Source organism: Mesorhizobium sp. B2-3-5, assembly GCF_006442395.1.
Taxonomy (GTDB): Bacteria; Pseudomonadota; Alphaproteobacteria; order Rhizobiales; family Rhizobiaceae; genus Mesorhizobium.
In genome coordinates this window covers 98,588-119,181 of sequence record NZ_VFVX01000016.1, presented here as the reverse complement: position 1 = coordinate 119,181, position 20,594 = coordinate 98,588, and the positions used below count along the sequence as shown (strand labels likewise).

Genomic DNA, 20,594 nt, shown 5'->3' with positions numbered 1-20,594 from the left:
TTGCGTCTAATGGCGGAGCCCTTGCTTGAAAGTCGCGGTCTACACAATCGCCTTGAACGAAGCCACACACGTCGAGAGGTGGGCAAATTCGGCTGTCGATGCCGACTATCGGATAGTCGCCGACACCGGCAGCACCGACGAAACGGTGGCACGGTTGATCAACGCTGGCGTCACCGTGCACCGGATAGCGGTCCGCCCATGGCGCTTCGACGATGCCCGCAATGCCGCCATGGCACTCATCCCCACCGACGTCGACGTATGCTGCACGATGGACATGGATCGGTTTCTCGAACCAGGCTGGCGCCCGAAGCTGGAGGCGGCCTGGAAAGCCGAAACGACAGCCCTCTATTGTCAGACGATCTACAGATTGAGCGTCGACGACCCGACACCATTGCGGCAATGGCCGACGAAGAATTTTCACCATCGCTGGGGGTATCGTTTCAAACGCCCCGTCCATGAGGCCCTGGTCTTCACCGGAGAAAGCGAGATCGCAGCGACCAGCGATGACATTGTCATGTTCGAGGTGCAGGACTTGGCCAAGCCAACAAGGAGCAGCTACTTGCCGCTGATGGAGGTCGCGCACAAGGAAGACGCCGACGACGCACAGATATGTTTCTGGCTTGGTCGGGACCTAATGTGGGCCAACCAGCAAGATCGAGCCGTCCAGTTGCTTGAACGCTACCTTGCCTTGCCAACAAGCACCTGGGGCGAGGAACGATCCGAGGCGATGCGTTACATCGCACGCATGCAGCCTGAGCAAAGATTGGTGTGGCTGGATAAGGCACGAATGGAAGCGCCGCATCGCCGCGAGATCTGGGCCGACCTGGCAGAGGAACTCCATGGCAGAGCCGACTGGTTGAACCTGTTCTGGGCTTGCACCAACGGGATCGAGAAGACGCACCGCACCGGAAGCTATCTCGACGACCCGAACTGCTGGGGGTTTCGGCTGTTTGATTTGGGTGCCATCGCGTCATGGCACCTGAATGCGATGGACCGTGCTGTGGAGTGGGGGCAGATGGCGCTCGAGCTTAATCCCGCAAATGAGCGTCTTAGAAACAACTTCGATTTCTTCGTTCGGCGGCGCCAAGAGAATCGGGTAGCACCGCTTGGAGTGGAGGCCGCCCGATGAAATCAACTATTCATGTAGCTGGTAGATCGTCAATTGCGAGACTAAGCCGCCCGCCCTCATCAGTATTAATTCGAACTGATTCTTCTGGCCGTTCGTCACTTATTACTAGCGGCGGCAGGCACACGTAGGCCTTGAGTGACGGCATCACGCCGGCCATGATGCAGTCAATTCCTGCATTGTTCAGCCTTAGTCCGAAGCCCGCAAAATCGACGATCATCGGCCGTATCGGGAGGCACCAATCTAGGAGCGCCCGCGCGCCGCGAGGCGAGACGGAATAGCAAACGGTGCCGAGCAGATAGTGCGCTCGAAGCAGAGTAGGTTCGGTTTCTGCCTCTTGGAAATCCGCAATTTGCGTCATGACGTCGCCCGGAAAAAACTCCAGCCTGGCACCGATCCCGCCAGGAAGGGCGTCTAGCCAAGCGTAGCAACGCAAGCTTGCGCTCCACAGGATAAAGTCCCAGTCGCCTCGAACATTCGACAAGAGCGAGCTCGTATGTCGTTCGAACTGATAAGAAAAGATCGCGTCATCTTCGGCAACAGTTATCACTTTGTGACGTCCGACAGCTTCTCTCCAAAGCCGTATGTGTGAGATGGCACAACCCAAGCTGCCCGCCGCGTAGTCCAAATTCGGCGCAATGATCTTATCTGTTATCAGCTGTTCGCGGTCGACAGACTTACCGTCAACCCCAGCGAACCTCCGGATATTTTTCAAGTGCGAGTTTAGCTTGCGAAATTTGTCTATTCGCCCGACACTTCGATCGAGGTTGATTACATGGATTTCCCCTATCACGTTTTAGCCTCTTTTTGTCGGCGGTCCGTGCACTCGTTGACTTTCCATCGTGCGAGCCAGCCTGCACCCAAGCCTTCACTTGAAAGCACTTTAAGTCTAGCTGGTTCGGTGATAGCTGGCGAGATGCCCGAATGACGGACTCGAAGCTTGGATGATTTGCTTCCAGCAATCGGAGAGTCTATGACACGGCGAGAGTTGGCGGTTGGCATCGTCGTTGCGGCAGGATCGGCTACCGCAATAGTAAAGTTTTCGGCCAACTTGGACCTTAGCTACGCAGTTATGCCGCTACCCCCAACTGCCCCCTCGGCGCCCCTCCTTTCCGCCCCGATCGAGCTCGCGGGCAATTGGGGCCACATGCTTCTGAACGCGGCACAACAGGTCGTCGAACGGATGCGATACGCGTGTCTGGATGGCGTCCGACTGCTCTCTGATCACCAGCCTTCACGGCTCCGCGTCGACGAGCACACCTCCGGGCAGCCGGCGATCTGGCTGCATCCGGACGGCAGCAGCATGGCGTGGATCATTGTCGACATAGGCGAGCGGGACTGGTCGAAGCTCGCCTACCAGTTCGGGCACGAGCTCGGCCATGTTGTCGCCAACAGTTGGCAGCCGGATGCCAAGCCGGCGCCGCCCTGCCAATGGCTCGAAGAAGCGCTGGTCGAAGCGTTCTCGCTGCGTGGCCTTGGGCGTTTGGCGAAAGACTGGAAGGAGAACCCGCCTTTCGCCGGTGACAACGCTTTCGGTGATCTCATTGGCAACTATGGCGAGGATATAATCAGAGGCTATAGCGCGCTCGCAGACCAGCAGGGGCTGACGCGCAATGCTACGCTGTGGTTCGCCGCTCATCGCAACGAAATCGAAATACCTGGCCTCAATCCATTCGCCCGGGCCATGTCCGTAATCCTGCTTGCCGAATACGATCGCATGCCTGAGTGTATTGAAGGGCTGGGTGCGCTCAACCGCTGGCCTGGCCGCAGCAGGGTTCCAATCGACGAATATCTCCGACTGTGGAAAAGGAGCTGTGCCGAATTGCATGCGTCGCCGCACCTGCCGATCCGGCTGCAGGAATTGTTGCTTGCTTCCCGGCAGGGACGCTAACCAATCGTCGGCAATGTGGCGGAAATCTAGTGAGCGGAGACATGCTGGCCTGCAGTGACCTGCGGCATCGAGCGCGACTTGTTGTTAAGGGTCGAGCCCCAACTTGGGCGCATGGCTTCCGTTGATCGCCTGACGGATCCCGACGTGCGGTATGTACACCGCTTTACCGTGCAGGCCCTACGGGAACCCACCTTATACAGGGTCAAGAAACCCTAAGTCAGCACTGGTTAGTTGGCCTTACTTATATCGTCGCTGGTGTGGAAGGGCCTTTGTTTGGTAGCGTTCGGATCAGCCTCCTCCCTCTTCTGCTCGCGGCGTCGGCGACCATACACAAGCCTGAACACAAACCCTAGATACCCGACCTGCAACAGAACCGCAGCGATTAGGGTCCAGGCAATACTCATCCAAATTGATCCTGTGGCCGCAAAGGCCCAGGTTGCGACAAACCCTCGACGCCATCAGCATTCCGACCAGAAACTGAGGAAAATACATCTCCCCCAACCCTGCTTCCATCCTCACGCACTCAAGGCGAAAATTTCACTATTTTAGCAATCGAGCACGTATCGCCACCCGTGCTAAGTTCGATGAAGCACCGAGTGATCTGGCGCTGCGCGAAGGTAAGTTCACCTGCTACCGCTCGGTGTTCACAGGTGATGACCGCTCGCCGGGCTCGAACTTACTATTCGGCTTGCTGCTGTCATCCCGGCTTTTGTCGCCGCCATGCCGGTCGTGATCGTCATAGGGGTGATGATCTTGATCGAGCCTTCTCAGAACTAATTTAAAGTAGGTGGCCCAGTGCGACCTCTACGCCAATCGAGAGCAAAAGCCGGTTTAGGCGTTTTATTCGGGCCGGCTTTTTGCGTGCCTGCCGCGCCATTATTGGTGCTGGCGACACCAGCCTCGCCTGCGGAAAAGACCGGTTGGCGATGCGATAGGCGTCCAGCGGTAAAGACAAAGCCTTGGGAAGAGTTTGTTCGCCGGAGACCACGATGGCAGCAAACCGACATATTTTTGGCCACTTCGGCTCAAACCTTTTGCACGTGACGGAAAGCGACGATGGATCGGTGCTCGCCGTCCATCGCTGGGGAGCGGAGCGGCAAATGGCTGGAGTTGCGTCGTCTTCTAGATCAGAAACGGCAAAGGTGATGGATGGCCGGGAGTATACCTACGATCTCTACGCCTGGGACACAGGGTCATAAGTATCGAAAGCGATCCGGGCGGCCTCGCGGTGTGAAGGCAGCGAAAATACCCCCATGGCCTAACTTCACCATCTCCGACATGACGATCCTTCCGGTCTCCATTCCCTCCGACCTAGGCCTCGGCCCGGAGCAAAGTGTTCATTGTCGAGCAAAACGTGCAGCGGAGCGGGATACCAACGACGCGGGGGCCATTCACATCCTCGCCATCAACGGCGGCGAGGTTGGCACCCTGCGGATTGTGTTACTGCCCGAACACGCCAAGTTCGGCGGCATCGCCTGGCTCCCCAAACCACGGGGTAAGGTGTCGCCGCGATGATGTTGCAGGCGGGGATGAACGTCGCACGGTCACGTGGAGAGACCTCTCACGTCGCGGGGCCGACAAGACCGCACTCTATGAAAAGCTCGGTTTCGGCGCCTATGGCGGATGATTTCAAGGATGCCGGCATCGGCCGATGAAGACCTATTTAAGGCGCGACTGGACAGAACGCGCATCATCGCTGGGGCAGGCCAGGCGGCGGCGCCTGTGTGAGGCTGGGAAGCCCATGAGAGCCAATGATGGGCAGGTTGCAATCCACAAAGCTGGCCGTTGTCGATCGGCCGCCGGCGCGCCTTCTGGCGAAGTCCCCTCAAAGGCCAAGCAATTCATAAACTGAAAGTGCCAGGAACATGAGGAGATTTACCATGACTGAAGCTGACGCGGACCACGAAGCAGTCGCCGATACGTGGCGTAATATTGGTGCCTTCGACTATGAGTACTTTGAACGATACGAAAAGCCTGAGTTTCTGGCTTTGTTTTGGGCGCCGGAAAGCCGCTTTCGCAAGGCTTTTGAGCAATATTTGGATTTGGATGACGTGCTTGACGTAGCCAGCGGTGCCGGCCGCCATTCGGCGCAGATCGTGGGCCGCTGCAGGAGGTTGACGTTAATCGACACTTCAGTGGACGCGACCGCATTAGCTCGAAAACGATTTTCAAACGCGCCTCATGTGACAGTGGCCCTTTCGCCGGACGGCAAGAGCCTACCTTTTGAAAAGGGGCGTTTTTCCTCAGTCTTCAGCTACGACTCGACGGTTCATTTCGAACCAATGACCGTGGCGTCGTACATCATGGAAGTCGCCTCGGTCTTGAAGCCGAGGGGGCGAGCTCTCCTTCATCATTCGAACTACTCGGAAAATCCAACCGGAAAGTTCAAGGAAAATCCCGATTGGCGGAACTTTATGCCAAAGGGATTTGTCGAGCATGTTTGTGCGCGTGCCGGGCTGACCATCATCGAACAGCAGGCGTTCCCATGGAATGGGGATAGCAAAACCGACGCCCTCACTGTCATGGAGAAGGACTAAGCGCAGCGGGCAGCACGATTTAGGCGGGGTGGCGGTGAGCCTGCATAGGCGCCAGCGCGAGATGTCATCGTTGCCGGCTGATCCAGTGGTTTAGCTCTGATTGCCTTGGTCACCCAAGGGCGCTCTCATTGATATGCTCTTCCATGACTCGCGTGATGACCTCATCGAAATTGTGAGGGTCGGCGCCATTGACTTCTATCAAGGGCCATCCTGCGTAGCGCAAGCACTTGGCGATCTCCCTTGAAATATCGGCTTGCTTCAAGCCCCTGTCCACGCCGAGTTCGAACAGCAGGACCTCGAGGAACGGTTGCCGCGCATGGCGATCCATAAGACGGCGGCGCAACGTTTCCTGCGGCGCATCGATATGGACAAGGAGGTCCGGTCGCGGCAGGAACGTCAGGCAGTCGCGAACCATGTCGATGCCTGGAGTTCGCGCCAGCACAACCAGCGCACACAAAGCCTGGATTAGGCCTTCTTCAAAAATGAAATAGCCTTCCGATTCCTTTGCCTTATGCCAGGTCTCGCACAGCAGGGCGATGTCGACCTTCATGCGCCATGACCATGTGCGGTTTCGCAGAGGGATTGATGCTAGAAGCCGCGACGCGACGCCGTCCTTTGGCAAGGTCGACAGCAAGACAGGAGCGGAGGTGGCAATCTTTCTGCCAATACGGCCGATGGCATGGCGCACCTCCGGGCCGTCATCCTGGGCCGACCCGTATTCGATCAGGCGATACCCGTTGACTGTCTTGACGTTGATACCGTGTTTCGCCATCCCCCGGCAGAGGCCGCGAAGAAGCGTTGTCTTGCCTGCACCAGGCGACCCAAATAACTCGATGATCATGGCGCAATGCCCAAACGTCTCCGAGCAAGCTGTCATTTGCCTGCGGATCAGAGCTTAGCCGGTTTACGAACCACACCAACGTTCATTTGAATGACTGTTCAGATCCATGGAGGCTTGAGCACGCGGGATTTGCCGTGGGCATGCGTCTGGCGGTCGGAGACCTAGAGGGCGAACCGGCCGCTGCTGGAGAGGGATCGGAGAAGTTTCAGGGAGCTGGTCGGGAAGCGCTATCCGTCAATATCCGGGCATCATGCGAATGATTGATGAAAAGATTCCGGCATCGGGCGATGGTCGACATTCAGCTTGGCGGGGCCCCTATGTTTCCAGCGTATTTGCACTCTGAGGCGGTGGAACAAGATCTGCAGGCGGATTGTCTGCCAACGACTTCCCTCAGATGGTCAAACGTGCCCGAATACGCTCTTGACGAGGGCGGGCCTGTTTGGCGCCATTATCGACAGATGGGCTCCGATTTCGCGGACATTCCCGTCTTCGATTCCCTTAGAGGCGTCGCAAGGCGGTATCCCGACAAGCTCGCGATTAGCGATGGCGCCAATCGCCTGACTTACTTCGAGCTTTTGCGGGCTGTCGAGACGCTGTCCCGCCGAATCGCCGTTGCCGTCCCCGAAGGACAGGCGATCGGGATCCTTCAGGCCAACTCTGCCTGGTACCCTGTGGCTATGCTGGCGTGCATGGCGGCGGGGCGGCTTGCGGTCCCGCTCAACAGGAGAGATCCCGACCCGCGCATTATCGAGATTGTAGCTGCCGCGCGGCTCGTGGCCATCATTGGCGCCGGAAATGTTCGGCTGGTTGGTTTGGCGCAGGAAGTGCTCTGGATCGATATGATCACCGGCATCGCGTCGAACGATCAACAGGCGCCCCCGCCGCCGCGGCCCACTTCCGTTTCCGTCGATGCGCCTACCATCGTACTTTACACCTCAGGCAGCACCGGACGTCCCAATGGCATCGTCAACAGCCAACGCAGCCTGCTCTGGCGGGTCCGGCAATATGTCGACGCGTGCCATATCAGCGCGGACGACGTTTTCCTGCCGATGACCGGGCCGGCCACGATCGCCGGTTGCCGGGAGATTTTTGCCGCGCTGCTGACAGGCGCCACGTTACATCTTCTCGAGGTGGAGGCGATCGGCCTGCGCGCTGTCCGCGCCCGGGTGCAAGCCGAGGGTGTGACGGTCACCTATCTGGTCCCCGCGCTGCTTCGGGCGCTCTTGACCGAGGACCCCGCCGAGGCCTTCCGGTCCCTCAGAGTGGCCCGGATCGGCGGTGAAAAGGTATCGTGGACGGACATCGCGTTGCTGCGCAAAGCCGTTTCGGACCGGTGTCTGATCCAGATTGGCTACTCGTCAACCGAGACCACCGGTTCGCAATGGTTTTTGCCGCCGGACTGGCCGGAGCAAGACGCGTCGGTCCCCGTTGGCAGGCTGCTTCCGGGGATTGCATTCGCTATTGTCGACGAAGCGGGGCGAAGTGTTGAGACTGGTGAGACTGGGGAGCTTCTGATCAGAAGTCCCTATGTGCTGCTTGGTCATTGGGAGAACGGTGCGGTCCTTCCCGCGCAACCGGACCCGAACGATCCCGGGATTCGCGTTTTTGCGACGGGTGACCTCGTTCGGCTGGGCGATGATGGCCTGCTACGGATCGTCGGCCGTAAAGGGCGCCAGATCAAGATCAATGGTCGACGCGTCGAGCCCGCCGAACTCGAGAGGGTCCTGCGTTGCGCGCCTTCGGTGGCGGATGCCGTGGCAATCGTGACGGCAGCGAAGGAACTCATCGCATTCGTTGTTCCCAAGTGCCTTGCCGGGGCTGCCCTTGCTGACGAGCTCCGCCATCTCATCAGAACCACCTTGCCGCCGCCAATGCATCCCTTGCGTTTGCATACAATTGCTTCAATCCCGCGTCTATCGGGAGGGAAGGTCGATATGGCAACACTCGCGCGGATGGATTCTTCCGAGAGAAAGACCGCGCCAGCCAATCAGCCGCACGTCGCGGGAGACCAGTTGAATACCCAACAAATCGTGCAGCATGTGTGGATCAAGGTTCTCAACACGGACGTTGCAGCGGGACGGTGGGACGACGCGGGAGGAGATTCGCTGAAGCTGCTGCATTGCGTCATGGCAATCGAGAGCGCCTCCGGACAAGAGATGGACCTTGAGGCCTTCACCGTGGGAATGAGCTTCGATGAGATGGTGAAGGCGGTCGTGTCCGCACAGGCAGGCGAACAGCGCGCGGAAAAGGACCACCCTCCAGTTCTTTTCCTGTTTCCAGGCTCCGTCGGCTATGGTCCCAGCCTGGCTGCGTTCGCGGCCGCCATGAGCAAAGTCGCCCGAGTGAACCCCATCCGGTATCCAGGCCTCGCCGCGATATTGGACGGACATAAAACTCTCTCCGCCATGACAGTCGCCGCACTCGAGCAGATCAGCCGCGTCCAGCCTGTCGGTCCCGTGCGACTGCTCGGGCATTCGCTGGGTGGGGCCGTTGCTTTCGATGTCGCTGCACGGCTCCTGGCCGCCGGGCGGGCGGTAAAGTTCCTGGGTATCCTCGATACGAGCCTTCTGAACGAGCCGACCGATCGTTGGGAGACGCTTACCCGCACATTCCACCGCATCAGGACCAATCGCATATCCGCACACAGGATGGCCTGCCGCGCCCTTGCGAAAATTACTGTTGCCATGGGTTGGGAGGCATATCTCGCCAGGATTCTCGACCGTTCCGCCCAAGGACAGTTCAACCCGACGAGCTTTAGGGTCAAACTTGAACTGCAAGAGGTCTTGCGGGCGCGGTCCTTCTTCCAGTGGCTGGCCGGCCCGAAGCCGGTTCTGCCGATCGCTGGCACACTATTTCGATGTCGTCGGGAAGGAATGCCTCTGGCCTTGGGGTGGGATGGCGCTCTGGCACAGCTGGATGTGGTCCTGATCGAGGGCAATCACATCGATCTTGTCATACCGCCTCACCTAGCCACCAACCGTCCCCTCATAGAGAAGGCCGTTGTCAAAACCTACTCCCCGCAGGAGGCTCGCAAAGGGGAGGAACTGTCATCGACTTGATTTCGCGATTCAGCAAGGACGTCCTGGTGCTCGATGCTCGTGCGGAGGTTGAGCGCATCGTTGACGCCTTGCGCAAGCAGGTTCTCGGAATGCTGCGTCGTCGCGGCGTAGTCGTCGGCCTTTCGGGCGGCATCGACAGCTCGGTCGTTGCGACCTTGTGCACCCGCGCGCTCGGCAACGACAAGGTCCTGGGCCTGTTCATGCCGGAGCGTGATTCCTCCGGTGACTCGCTGAGACTTGGCCGCCGGGTCGCGGCACAGCTTGGGATCGACAGCACCCTGGAAGACCTGACACCGGCGCTGGAGGCCACCGGCGCCTATCGCCGGCAGCTCGAGGCGATACAGGCCGTGGTGCCCGACTATGGGGACGGCTGGAAATGCAAGCTTGGGCTCGCATCGGTTCTCAACGGCAACGGCCTCAACATTAGCCGGCTCACCGTCGAAGATCCAGAGGGCAAGGTTGACACGGTGCGTCTGTCGCCAGCTGCCTATCTGCAGGTCGTGGCTGCAACCAACTACAAGCAACGCCTGCGCAAGACGACGGAATATTACCACGCTGATCGCCTCAAATACGCGGTTGCCGGGACACCGAACCTCCTGGAGTACGACCAGGGTTTTTTCGTCAAGCAGGGTGACGGAACCGCCGACCTGATGCCGATCGTTCACCTCTACAAAAGCCAGGTCTATCAACTCGCCGAATATCTCGGAGTGGACGAGGAAGTTCGGCGGCGGGAGCCGACCACCGACACATTTTCATTGGCGCAAAGCCAAGAGGAGTTCTACTTCGCGCTACCTTATCATCAGATGGATCTATGCCTTTACGGACTGAACAACGGGATCGCCAGCGACGAGGTTGCGGCCGCCGCCGGCCTTACCGAATTCCAGCTTGAGAAAGTCTACAAGGACGTTGAAGCGAAACGGCGCGCCGCCCGATATCTTCACGCACGGCCTTTGCTGGCCGGCGAAATTGGCGAGGACTAGGGATGTGCGGCATCGTTGGAATCGTGGCTCTGAACGCCGCCGCCGCTTCTCCTTCACGTGAGGCGCTCATGCGGATGGTGGGCGCTCTGGCGCATCGCGGCCCGGACGAGCGCGGCCTTTACCGTGACAAACGCGCTGGTCTGGCGCATGCCCGCCTATCCGTCATAGATATTGCAAGCGGCCAGCAGCCCCTTGCCGATATGGACGATACGACCTGGATCGTGTTCAACGGTGAGATTTTCAACTATGTCGAGCTGCGGGAACAGCTGATTGCGCTCGGCCACCGCTTCCGAACCCGCAGCGACACGGAGGTCGCGCTCCAAGCCTATCGTGCGTGGGGCGAAGCCGCCTTCGAGCGGATGAACGGCCAATGGGCGATCGCGATCTGGGACTCGATAGCGGGTCGTCTGGTGTTGTCGCGCGACCGTTTCGGCATTTGCCCCCTGCATTACTGCGAGCACGCGGGCCGCCTCTATTTCGCCAGCGAGGTGAAGGCCATTTTCGCGGCGGAAGCGAGTATACCTCGCGCCTTTGATCCAGCCGGCATCGACCAGACGTTCACCCTGTGGACGGTCGTTCCCCCGCAAGGGGTATTTCAGGGGATCAATGAACTCTCGCCCGGGCATGTCCGCACCTATCACGACGGCGTCGTTCGCGAGCGGGCCTTCTGGAAGCCCAGTTACCCCGCTCTTTCCGGATCGGGCCAAAGCGAGTTTACTGGCTCGCACGAGGACGCGGTGGATCGGGTGCGTAGAGCCCTGGAGGCCGCGACGGCGCTCAGGATGGTGCGCGCCGACGTGCCTGTCGGCTGTTACCTTTCCGGAGGCCTGGACAGTTCGCTTGTGGCGACGCTGGGACGGCGCTTCGCCGGCCGACGCTTCCGGACCTTCTCTGTGCGTTTTGCCGACGCCGAATACGATGAGACGCGATTCCAGCGCCTGGTTGCCGAGGCTACCGGCAGCGAGCACCATGAAGTGGTGATCTCGCGCGGCGATATCGCCGGCGTTTTTCCGGAGGTGATCTATCACACGGAGCGCCCTATTCTCCGGACCGCGCCTGCACCGCTTTTTCTACTCTCGAGGCTGGTGCGCGAGCATGGAACCAAGGTCGTGCTGACCGGCGAGGGAGCCGACGAAATGTTTGCCGGCTACGACCTGTTCCGCGAGGGCAAGGTTCGTCGATTCTGGGGGCACCAGCCGGCATCGACACGACGCTCGGGGCTCCTGCAGCGGCTTTATCCGTATCTGACCCGCTCGCCCGTGCAACAGCAGGCCATGGCGCGACAGTTCTTCGGGCATGACATCGAGGCCTATGACGCGCCGGGCTTTGCACATCAAACGCGCTGGCGGACCACCAGCGCCATCAAGCGCTTGTTTTCTCCGGACATGCAGGCCGCGTCCGAGCGGTGCAATGCGGTATCCGAGTTGCTCGCCCGCCTGCCAGCGGAATTTTCGCGATGGAGCTCTCTTGCACAGGACCAGTATCTCGAGGTGCAGACCTTGATGTCGGGATATCTGCTTTCCTCGCAAGGCGACAGGATGCTGATGGCCCACTCGGTCGAGGGGCGCTTTCCGTTCCTGGACGATGAAGTCGTGAGCCTCGCCAATTCGCTTCCGGCTTCCCACAAGCTGCGTGTCCTCGATGAGAAGCATGTACTGAAGCGCGTGGCCGAGCCGATCGTGCCGCCGGAAATCGTAGTCCGCAAGAAGCAGCCATTCCGGGCGCCCGACGCGCTTTGTTTCGCCGCCGACAACGCACCGCTCTACATCCGCGAAGCGCTCTCGGAGACGGCGCTGCGCGAGGCCAATGTCTTTGATCCCAGAGCTGTCGCCCGCCTGCTCGGCAAGTGCCAGGCCAAGGCGGATAATGGCGATCTGTCCAACGCCGACAACATGGCACTGGTCGGCGTGCTGTCGACCCAACTCCTTCATCAGCAGTTTGTCGCAAGCCGCCCTGGCGCGACTGGCGCGGTTCGACTTAGCGTCGACGCCGATCGCGAGCATCGGCAAGAGGTGATGGCATGATGCAGGATGCCATACCGCTGCTGCACGACTACCTGTCCCATTCAGCCGGCCGGGTTGGCGCCAAGGTGGCGCTGGTATGTGGCAAGCAGCGTGTCACCTTTGCTGAGCTTGAGGCGCGCTCCAATGCAATCGCACGGCATCTGGCTGCGGCCGGCGTCGCACGCGGCGATCGCGTAATGATCTTCGCCGACAACACCGTCGAGACAGCGATCAGCTTCTGGGCGGTGCTCAAGGCGAATGCCGTGGTGTCCATCGTCAACCCGCTCACCAAGAGTGACAAGCTCAATTATCTGCTCAACGACTGCCGACCGGCAGCGTTGATCACCGACGTGCATCTGCACTCGATCTTCGGGGAGCCGGCGCGCCAATGCCCCTCACTTGCGCTGACGATCGTTTCCGGGACGATTGACGACGTCGAGCTCGCGGGATTGCCGCACGCCATGCGCTGGGACGCGGCCGCCGCCATGGACAGTGCCGCACCGCCGCCACGTCGTTGCATCGACATCGATCTCGCCGCCATTATCTACACGTCCGGCTCGACGGGCGAACCCAAGGGCGTGATGCTGACGCACAGAAATATGATGACGGCGTGCTCGTCCATCGCCTCGTACCTTGAACTGGGGGAAGACGATGTCATCCTCAATGTCCTGCCGTTTGCCTTCGACTACGGCCTTTATCAGATGCTCATGGCGTTTCGCACCGGTGCCCGGCTGGTGCTCGAACGCTCCTTCGCCTTTCCGGCGCAGGTCCTTGGACTGATCAGGCAAGAACGGGTAACAGGCTTTCCCGGCGTGCCAACCATTTTTGCGGCGCTGTGCGAATTGAAGTCGCTTGAAGAGTGGGATTTATCAAGCATCCGCTACGTCACGAACACTGCTGCGGCGTTGCCGCTCAAGCACATTCTCATGCTTCGGGAGCTGTTTTCGGGTGCACGCATTTATTCGATGTACGGCCTCACTGAATGCAAGCGTTGCACTTATTTGCCGCCGGAGGATCTCGAGCGAAAGCCGTCGAGCGTCGGGATCGCGATCCCGAATACGGAACTCTGGATCGTCGACGAGCATGACGGCCGGGTCGCCCCCGGCGTCGTTGGCCAGCTTGTCATTCGCGGCGCGACGGTGATGAAGGGATATTGGGGCAAGCCTGAGGCGACGGCCAGGAAGCTGAAACCGGGCCCGCTGCCGGGTGAACAAGTCTTATACACCGGTGACTACTGCTCGATGGACGCGGAGGGCTATTTGTACTTCGTGGGCCGTGGTGACGAGATCATAAAATCGCGAGGGGAGAAGGTGGCGCCCAAGGAGGTCGAGAACGTGCTCATGGATATACCGGGGGTCCGGGAGGCGGCGGTCATCGGTGTTCCGGACGAACGCCTTGGGCAGGCGGTGAAGGCGTTCGTCGTGATGGAGCATGGAAAAACGGCCAGTGAAAAGCATTTGCAGAAGGAGTGCCAGAAAAGGCTGGAAAACTTCATGGTTCCGAAGTCGATCGTTGTCGTGGCCAGCCTGCCGATGACAGACACGGGCAAACTCAAGAAAACAGCGCTGTCTTAACCATTTTAGGGAGACGATGAACTGCCAAAATTGAAGCAACTAGGGACAGAGCATCCAAATTCCTACCAGATTCGTTCAAGAGCTATGGTGTCGCAACGGAGGCGAATTCATGTTGACTACCAAGGACCGCGCCGAAACCTACAGCGATCAAATTCGCGATTTCCTGGTTTCGAACTTCTACGTCAATGACGCGAGGGCGTTGGTGGATGATACGTCCTTGCTCGATCAAGGGATCGTCGACTCGACGGGGGTCCTTGAGATTATCGGCTTTATAGAGGAGACCTTCGGCGTCACCGTCGAAGATAACGAGCTGTTGCCTGAAAACCTCGATTCCATCCGTGGAATTGCGCAATACGTCATCCGCAAAATGAGCTGACCATCAACGCAATTGGCCCCCGTTTCGTTCGGATCACGACTGCTCCTTCGCCTGTCCGATAACCACCCGGCCCTGGCCGGCTTCGTTCGAGACAGCGCGGATGTTCTCGTATGCCTTGCTGCGCTCCAGCAGGCCCATGACCTGCCGGTCCTGGCCAAGACCGACCTCGAAGAGCAGGATGCCCCCAGGCCGCAAGTATCGCGGCGCGTCTTTCAACACCCGCATATGGATACTTAGGCCGTAAGGGCCGGCCGCGAACGCTTCACGCGGCTCAAGCTCAACCAGATGCGCGCAGTCGCCCTCAAGCCGCTTTTCCGAAATGTAGGGCGGATTGCAGACGATCACGTCGATCGTTCCGTCAAGCCCCAGCCCGGAGAGAGCGGCGAACAAGTCGCCCTGAAGCACCCGAACCCGGTCAGCCATGCCGTGATGGGCCACGTTACGGCGTGCCATTTCGACGCATTCATCGGTGAGGTCGCTCGCCCAGACATATGCGGTGGGGACGTCGTGGGCGATGGCACACGCCAGATTGCCAGTGCCGCAGCACATGTCGATTATGCGCGGCGCCGGCAGGTTCACCAGATGCAGAACATCAAGAGCCGTGGTGCCGAGCAACTCCGTCTCTGGCCGGGGAACGAGCGCACCGGGCGCCACGAGCAGCTCAAGTCCCATGAAGATGGCGCGGCCTGTGCCGTAAGCGTTGGCAGCACTGAACTCTTTGCTCACGGGGAACCGCTTTCTTGACCTTCCCAAGTATAGGCGTTCGGCATTCATACGCCAGTCAAACCTACCGGGGAACCATCAAGTTCTTGGGCCCGCCTGTGACCGGCTGCCCCGGGCCTCTCCATCGGCCCGGGCTCAACGTCAGCACTGCCATAACCAGCCGCGGTCGCGGGCACGCCCATGGGCGGTAGAAACTCTGTTGGCGGGACATCGGGGACGTTGAGCTGCGAGTACCTTTCCATTGCGATAAAGGGTGCCGTTGCAAAGAAACGCAGCTTTTGGCCCAGGACGAGTCTTTGTCCCTCACCCAGGATGATCATCTTTTCAGTCGGCAGCGAGACGGGCCCTGGACCTAGCCGCCCATTTTCTTGGCCATCGCGCAGAATTCTGCGTGGGCCTTGTTAAGCGTGGTATCGCCGCAGTCTTTCAACACAGCCGTACGCTCGTCCGGTTTCATGGCCATCCAGGCGGTCTTGAAATCCGCTTCGGACCTCAACGTTTTCATGCCGGCATCGGTGAAGAACGGCGACATCTTGGCCGGGTCATCGAGTGCGGACGTGCCGGAAGCGGCGGCTAATGCAGCACTACCCATCATTGCGAGCGCAACTGCGCCCAAGCTGAGCACCTTGAAGTTCATTTGAATATCCTCCGTTGGGTCCTTCAACAAAAGGTGACCTGGTGAAAAAACGTGAACTTAAGGGATCGGTTCCAAGCCGTTGAAAAAACAAACATGCTGGGCCACGTCGGCGCATATCTCTGGTTCGATGCGCCGTGAATCACAATCGTGCCGGGTTGACCAGACGGCCCGGCCCCCTCTTCTGGCGCTCTCGCGCCGCCGCTGTGAGGCTTCGCCGAGCGTGCGAGTATGCGCGGCTGTCGGGCCGCGCTCATTTCAATTGGAGGTTTTTATGAGAAAGAGTCTTGCCGCCACCGCTGCGGTTCTATTGCTCGCTGGTGTCGGCGCAGCCACTGGCGAGGACGTCGTCATCCAGCCCGAGCAGGAAACAGTCATCAAGGAATACGTGAAGAAGCAGCCGCTTGCTTCAGTCAAGATTCCCGGTGTGGAACTCAATGTCGGCTCGGCCTTACCCGATACCGTCGAACTCCACGAAGTTCCCAACGTCAAATACCGCTACACCGTGATTCAGCAGCCCTCACCATAATCTGTCATAATTGCTGAAAACCTACATTTCAAATGTGTCCGCCCCCGATCTGGCCATCTCGAAGAGCGGTCTGGCGCTCTCCACAACGCTTTTGGGGAAACTCCTAAGCATTTCGGAATCAAAGGGCAGATTGGGCATATAGGCAACAATAAGAGCCGCCACCCAGCGGGCCTGCGCGGCATCGCGGTCTCTCTTCAGGATGTTCCTGTCAGGGCGCTCAGACAGCCATTGCTTATGGACCACATAAGCTCGCGGATCCGGTGCGATGATTCGAACAGGAAATCCTCTTGCGTCGAGCGCTACCGCCTCGAACTGTGGCGCATTCTCGTGCCATGCCAGGCCGGCGATTTGGACGGCCTCCAGATCCGACGATTCGCCCGATACCGAACTCGCCTCGACCGTCCACGGCGGGTCGCGCATCGGCTTGATCAGGTCGACAAGATACCCCTCGCCATTGATCGCTTGAAAGACCCTGTCGCTTCTCCGGAAGGAGCGATCGACTTTTTTGAGTATTCCCAAAAGCGTGCGTTCGGGGGCGTCCTCGTCAGCGGCAAGGCGCATGTGCACACGGGCATCGAAGAGAAGGTCGATGTCCTCCGTCGTGGTGATATCGGACGGAAACCGCACCCCTGCTGAAGCCTCATATGCAAAGAGTGCGTTCGTGCCGACAACTGTCAGTCCCTTCCCAAGGAGATCGGCACCGTCAAGGGCCCTGATGATCTTGGCTCCAATCTCCGGTACTCGCCCCATTTCCAGTGCACGGTTGACTGCAGCCTGTCTCCGCAGGATCTCGGTAGCCACCTTCAACTGACGCGCGGCCTCTTCCTTTCCCTTTGAGAATTCCGAGAACATCTTCTCCGTGTGTTCGTCACGGCGACCCAGGGATCTCTGTCTTTTTACGCCTGATTTCGGATCGTAGTAGTCGCGCAGCAGGTACTCCGCGCCATTTCGTACGGCGAAAATCATTGAACCGCGGTAGCCGAAACTCCGCCTCCGCGCTTCCAGAAATGTCTGGAAACGCTGCTGCGTGTTGATCAACTCACGGCCTTGGTCTCCATTAAGCCGTTGAAATTCAATATTTTCAGCAATCATTGCGGAAATCCGTCCTTATTGCTGAAAATAAGCATGACTTCCCCAGATATGCAAGACAGGGATTATGATCGCGCCAGGGCAGCGCCCCCGGTCAGGGCATGACGATAACCGCCATGAAGATGGTCAGCACCCCCATCATCGGCGACGAAACCGTCGCCTCGCGCTCGCCTTTGATCCCGATCGTGCCGATGTCCTGTCGATCTCACCGACCGGCCGTGAGCATCTCAAGGGACGATCGGCAACCCGTGAGCATGCTTGACTTGACCAAGAGCAAAGCTCGTTTCGATTGACGCCACGCCATCAAGCCTCGTCAGCTTCTGTTTCAAGAATGTTTCATAAGCACCCAGATCCTTGGCAACGATCCGCAGCAGAAAATCCATCTTTCCGGTCATCAGATAGCACTCCACGACCTCCGGCCAGCGAAGGACCGCGCTCGAAAATCGATCAAGCTCTTCTTCTCTTTGTCGCTCCAGCTTCACCGACGCAAAGGCGCTGACCGGCAACCCAACCTTCACCTGGTCGACGATCGCCACGTAGGCCTTGATCACACCGGACTGCTCGAGCATCCGCACCCGGCGCGCACAAGGCGACGGGGAGAGCCCAGCGATTTCACTGAGGTTTTCCGTCGTTGCATGGGCATCTGACTGAAGCGCCGCCAGCAACTTGCGATCGATCTCGTCTATCGTGATTTTTGGCATAATTTTAACATCCTGAGGCTATCCTTGGCTGAAACTGGCAGAATTGGCATTAAATTAGCGTCACTTTAGCCGCAATCGTCCGCGAGATATTTCTACTCTAGGCTCTTCGAGTGATGGAGCAAGAAATGGACGATCCGAGACTCGCCTGCCTGGAGGATTTGGAGAAGAAGGTATTGTGGCTGTCGACCTGGATGATCCACAATGCCAACCACCTTCGTGACAACGACGACGGACTCAAGGTCGGCGGGCACCAGGCGTCATCGGCATCACTGGCGACCGTGATGACGGCGCTCTACTTCGCTGCCCTGCATCCGGAGGATCGGGTAGCCGTCAAGCCGCATGCAAGTCCGATATTTCATGCCATTCAGTATCTCTTTGGCAATCAGACACGCGACAAACTGGAAGCCTTCCGGGCCTATCAGGGCGCACAATCCTACCCGTCACGCACGAAGGACGTCGACGACGTCGATTTCTCGACCGGTTCTGTCGGCCTCGGAGTGGCGCAGACGCTGTTCGCATCATTGGTGCAGGACTACCTGCGGGCCAAAGGAATGGCCAACCAGCGTGCCGAGGGCAGGATGGTTGCGCTCGTTGGCGACGCCGAAATGGATGAAGGCAACATCTTCGAAGCCTTGTTGGAGGGTTGGAAGCACGGCCTGCGCAACACCTGGTGGATCATCGACTATAACCGCCAAAGCCTCGACGCGGTCGTAAGGGAAGGCCTGTGGGAGCGATTTGTCTCCCTGTTCCGCAATTTCGGTTGGGATGTGGTCATCCTCAAATATGGAACTCTGCTCGAACAAGCCTTCAGCGAGCCTGGCGGCGAAGCTTTGCGGAGTTGGATCGACAGCTGCCCCAACCAACTCTATTCGGCGCTGGCCTATCAGGGCGGAACAGTATGGCGCAAGCGGCTGCTGGATGAACTCGGCGACCAAGGTCACGTTTCCAGGCTCATCGAAAGCCGCTCGGATGAAGAGCTGGCGCGGCTCATGACCAACCTCGGAGGACATGACCTGCCGTCATTGCTCAAGGCATTCGAGGATGCACGCATGCACGACCGGCCAGTCTGCTTTGTCGCCTACACGATCAAGGGGTTCGGCCTGCCCCTGGCGGGTCACAAGGACAACCACGCCGGCCTGATGACGACGGCGCAGATCGAGAACTTGCGCGCCAGACTTGGTGTGCGCGCAGGTCGCGAATGGGATCGGTATGAAGGACTTTCTCTTCCCGCCACGCAACTGGCGGATTTCATCAAGCAAGCCCCCTTCAACAAGATCGGACGCCGCCGCTACGAAGCGGCAAAGGTCACCGTGCCCGCCCAGCTGTCGGTTCCACCACAGTCACTCATTTCGACGCAGCAAGGGTTTGGGCTTCTCCTGCATGGGATTGCCAAGGATGATACCGAGCTCGCAAGCAGGATCGTCACAACATCGCCCGACGTGACGGTCTCCACAAACCTTGGCGCATGGGTCAACCGCCGTGGTCTTTTTGCCAGGCAAGAGGCCGCCGATTTGTTCAAGAAGGAGAGGATACCATCGACATTCAATTGGGGGTTCTCACCCAAGGGTCAGCATTTGGAACTCGGCATCGCCGAGATGAATCTTTTCCTCACGCTGTCGGCTCTCGGCCTTTCTCACTCGATCTTCGGCGAACGGCTGTTGCCGATTGGAACCATCTATGATCCGTTTATCGAACGTGGCCTCGATGCGCTGAACTATGCCTGCTACCAGGATGCTCGCTTCATAATCGTTGCCACACCCTCCGGCGTAAGTCTTGCCCCGGAAGGCGGCGCCCACCAATCGATCGCCACGCCACTGATCGGCTTGGCACAGGATGGCCTGGCCAGTTTCGAGCCGGCCTACGTCGACGAGCTCGCGACGATCTTGCGGTTTGCGTTCGACTACCTGCAGCGTGACGGGGAAGGTCAACCCGACGCTGCGACATGGTTACGAGATACGCTCGGTGGCTCAGTCTATCTCCGGCTGTCGACACGCCCGATCGAACAGCCAAAACGCGTCATCGATCAGGCGTTGGCGGAAGACATTCTCAATGGAGGCTATTGGATGCGCAAGCCAGGGCCCAACGCGCAGATTGTCGTCGCCTATACCGGAGCAGTCGCGCCCGAAGCGGTGCAGGCGGTTGGATTGATCGGGGAAGATCGCCGCGACGTCGGCCTGCTGGCGATAACCTCGGCGGACCGCCTGAACGCAGGCTGGACCGCGGCACATCAGGCACGCGAGCGCGGCGTGGTTCACGCGCGAAGCCATGTCGAACGACTGCTGGCAGGCGTTCCGTCGAACTGCGCCCTTGTTACGGTTATCGACGGCCACCCGGCCACGCTGGCCTGGCTCGGCTCCATCCAAGGTCACCGGACGCGATCTCTGGGCGTCGAGCACTTCGGCCAAACCGGCACGATCGGCGATCTTTACCGGCACTATGGAATCGACGCTCGAGCGATCGCAACCGCTGCGGAAGCCATATCACCCGGCAGGCCCATCAGGCATCTGCGGACAGCCATTTAATGATCGTAT

At 59.2% G+C, this 20,594-nt stretch carries 17 protein-coding genes; 11 read left to right on the top strand and 6 right to left on the bottom strand.

What is annotated here, in order from left to right; all coding sequences use genetic code 11:
- Positions 1-25: 25 nt before the first annotated feature.
- Positions 26-1,129, top strand: coding sequence for a glycosyltransferase (locus FJ958_RS19195; protein ID WP_140744745.1), 1,104 nt, complete (start codon positions 26-28; stop codon positions 1,127-1,129).
- A 10-nt stretch (positions 1,130-1,139) separates the two neighbouring features.
- Here the strand turns inward: FJ958_RS19195 and FJ958_RS19190 are convergent, their stop codons facing one another.
- Positions 1,140-1,919: a glycosyltransferase family 25 protein gene (locus FJ958_RS19190; RefSeq protein WP_140744744.1), complete on the bottom strand. Its 780-nt coding sequence runs from the start codon at positions 1,917-1,919 to the stop codon at positions 1,140-1,142.
- 354 nt (positions 1,920-2,273) lie between these two features.
- Here FJ958_RS19190 and FJ958_RS19185 point away from each other — a divergent pair, with 354 nt between their 5' ends.
- The 3 genes from FJ958_RS19185 to FJ958_RS19170 all read left to right on the top strand — a co-directional run bounded on the left by FJ958_RS19185 (position 2,274) and on the right by FJ958_RS19170 (position 5,554).
- The gene (locus tag FJ958_RS19185) at positions 2,274-3,017 is read left to right on the top strand and encodes a hypothetical protein (protein WP_246679650.1); all 744 of its coding nucleotides are present in this window, start codon (positions 2,274-2,276) and stop codon (positions 3,015-3,017) included.
- A 1,278-nt stretch (positions 3,018-4,295) separates the two neighbouring features.
- Positions 4,296-4,532 (top strand): hypothetical protein, encoded by a 237-nt coding sequence (locus tag FJ958_RS19175; RefSeq protein WP_140744743.1) that lies wholly within the window; start codon positions 4,296-4,298, stop codon positions 4,530-4,532.
- Between the two features lie 365 nt (positions 4,533-4,897).
- Positions 4,898-5,554: a class I SAM-dependent methyltransferase gene (locus FJ958_RS19170; RefSeq protein WP_181176438.1), complete on the top strand. Its 657-nt coding sequence runs from the start codon at positions 4,898-4,900 to the stop codon at positions 5,552-5,554.
- A gap of 109 nt (positions 5,555-5,663) precedes the next feature.
- On the opposite strand, the gene FJ958_RS19165 is transcribed toward FJ958_RS19170, so the two are convergent.
- Complete coding sequence (locus FJ958_RS19165) at positions 5,664-6,395, bottom strand: sulfate adenylyltransferase (RefSeq protein ID WP_140744741.1); 732 nt, start codon at positions 6,393-6,395, stop codon at positions 5,664-5,666.
- A 287-nt stretch (positions 6,396-6,682) separates the two neighbouring features.
- Here FJ958_RS19165 and FJ958_RS19160 point away from each other — a divergent pair, with 287 nt between their 5' ends.
- The 5 genes from FJ958_RS19160 (at position 6,683) to FJ958_RS19140 (ending at position 14,387) form a co-directional block, all read left to right on the top strand.
- Entirely contained in the window at positions 6,683-9,454 is a 2,772-nt protein-coding gene (locus tag FJ958_RS19160) for an AMP-binding protein (protein WP_348642209.1), read from the top strand.
- A complete protein-coding gene (gene nadE / locus FJ958_RS19155; protein ID WP_140744740.1) occupies positions 9,451-10,434 on the top strand; it encodes an NAD(+) synthase in 984 nt (327 codons plus the stop codon). The genes FJ958_RS19160 and nadE overlap by 4 nt, the downstream gene beginning before the upstream one ends.
- Positions 10,435-10,436: 2 nt before the next feature.
- On the top strand, positions 10,437-12,458 hold the full coding sequence (gene asnB, locus FJ958_RS19150) for an asparagine synthase (glutamine-hydrolyzing) (protein WP_140744739.1): 2,022 nt from the start codon (positions 10,437-10,439) through the stop codon (positions 12,456-12,458).
- On the top strand, positions 12,455-14,011 hold the full coding sequence (locus FJ958_RS19145) for a class I adenylate-forming enzyme family protein (RefSeq protein WP_181176437.1): 1,557 nt from the start codon (positions 12,455-12,457) through the stop codon (positions 14,009-14,011). Before asnB ends, FJ958_RS19145 begins: the two co-directional genes overlap by 4 nt.
- A gap of 109 nt (positions 14,012-14,120) precedes the next feature.
- The gene (locus FJ958_RS19140) at positions 14,121-14,387 is read left to right on the top strand and encodes an acyl carrier protein (protein ID WP_140744738.1); all 267 of its coding nucleotides are present in this window, start codon (positions 14,121-14,123) and stop codon (positions 14,385-14,387) included.
- Positions 14,388-14,420: 33 nt separating this feature from the next.
- On the opposite strand, the gene FJ958_RS19135 is transcribed toward FJ958_RS19140, so the two are convergent.
- Entirely contained in the window at positions 14,421-15,113 is a 693-nt protein-coding gene (locus tag FJ958_RS19135; RefSeq protein ID WP_140744737.1) for a class I SAM-dependent methyltransferase, read from the bottom strand.
- 349 nt (positions 15,114-15,462) lie between these two features.
- A complete protein-coding gene (locus FJ958_RS19130; protein WP_140744736.1) occupies positions 15,463-15,747 on the bottom strand; it encodes a hypothetical protein in 285 nt (94 codons plus the stop codon).
- 271 nt (positions 15,748-16,018) lie between these two features.
- On the opposite strand from FJ958_RS19130, the gene FJ958_RS19125 reads away from it, so the two are divergent.
- A complete protein-coding gene (locus FJ958_RS19125) occupies positions 16,019-16,273 on the top strand; it encodes a DUF1236 domain-containing protein (RefSeq protein WP_140744735.1) in 255 nt (84 codons plus the stop codon).
- Between the two features lie 21 nt (positions 16,274-16,294).
- Here FJ958_RS19125 and FJ958_RS19120 read toward each other — a convergent pair whose 3' ends face one another.
- The gene (locus FJ958_RS19120) at positions 16,295-17,365 is read right to left on the bottom strand and encodes a nucleotidyltransferase domain-containing protein (RefSeq protein WP_246679649.1); all 1,071 of its coding nucleotides are present in this window, start codon (positions 17,363-17,365) and stop codon (positions 16,295-16,297) included.
- Between the two features lie 224 nt (positions 17,366-17,589).
- Positions 17,590-18,063 (bottom strand): Lrp/AsnC family transcriptional regulator, encoded by a 474-nt coding sequence (locus tag FJ958_RS19115; protein ID WP_140744734.1) that lies wholly within the window; start codon positions 18,061-18,063, stop codon positions 17,590-17,592.
- Positions 18,064-18,188: 125 nt separating this feature from the next.
- Here FJ958_RS19115 and FJ958_RS19110 point away from each other — a divergent pair, with 125 nt between their 5' ends.
- Positions 18,189-20,585: a transketolase gene (locus tag FJ958_RS19110; RefSeq protein WP_140744733.1), complete on the top strand. Its 2,397-nt coding sequence runs from the start codon at positions 18,189-18,191 to the stop codon at positions 20,583-20,585.
- The last annotated feature ends 9 nt before the right edge of the window (positions 20,586-20,594 follow it).